We start from the raw sequence: 913 nt of genomic DNA, 5'->3' as shown, positions 1-913 counted from the left end.
GGTATTCCTATCCTCTATTATCAAGGATAGTGGCGATTTTTTTCACATTAAGCGCAGTCGCCGTTAACAGCGCCTGTGCCTTAACTCCCTCTGACCCACGATAGTGAGCGTACCTCATGCCACTTAGCTCCTTCATATCTGCAAAGACCCGTTCAATAGTCTCCTTACGCCGCTGGTACAGAGCCTTCCCCTCCGGGGTCTTCATGAAGGCTCTCACTTCATCGGCATAGTGTTCTTTGATGTGACGCCTGATGGTCCGTGATTGGTTTTCTTCTATGACGCCATCGGTATTGCTTTCATAAAGGCATTTTTCCCGTTTGGGACACTTTCTGCACACTTCCGGATCACTCCGGTACTCCACATATCCTTCCCGTGTGGTGGTGACATACCTGAGTACCTGTCCTTCAAAGCAGGTGTATTCATCCCGTTCGGGGTCATACTCAAACCAATACTTGCTTTTCTTACCCTTTTTACCGGCATATTTCCTTGGTCCAATGACAGGTGTCAGGTTTCTTTCCGCCAGGGCTTCTAATACGTTAAGGTTAAAATAGCCTGCATCTGCTCCCACATAGGTGGGGATGATTTCCAGTGTTTCAAATATTTCATCCAGGTTATCGATGTAAACCGTGGAATCATGGACGTTGCCGGGTGTGACGTTGATTCCCAGGATGATGTTGTTCTCGCCATCAACGGTGCCGTGTATTAAGTGGTAAAAGCCGACAGGTTTGCGATCTCTGTGCATGTATCCGCTGGAAGGGTCGGTCTTGCTGATTTTGGTGTTCTTTCGGACAACTTTATCGGCTGCCGCCTTTAAAGGTTTCTGTCCTTTGCTTTCTCTTTTGTCATTAACCAGTGCGAGTAAGGACTCGTCTTCCGAGATGGTCATTTCTTTTTCTTCGTTTGTGTATTTTGA

1 protein-coding gene is annotated in these 913 nt (G+C 47.1%); it reads right to left on the bottom strand.

Features of this window, described 5'->3' with window-relative positions; translation table 11 throughout:
* Window positions 1-7: 7 nt before the first annotated feature.
* Window positions 8-913 (bottom strand): transposase (locus AAIG11_RS17885; RefSeq protein ID WP_343187548.1); only part of this gene is annotated, 906 nt, incomplete at its 5' end.

Source organism: Anoxynatronum sibiricum, from assembly GCF_039414295.1.
In the GTDB taxonomy this organism is placed as follows: domain Bacteria; phylum Bacillota; class Clostridia; order Peptostreptococcales; family Tindalliaceae; genus Anoxynatronum; species Anoxynatronum sibiricum.
The sequence above is the reverse complement of the archived record's forward strand: the minus strand, read 5'-3'. Positions and strand labels throughout refer to the sequence as shown.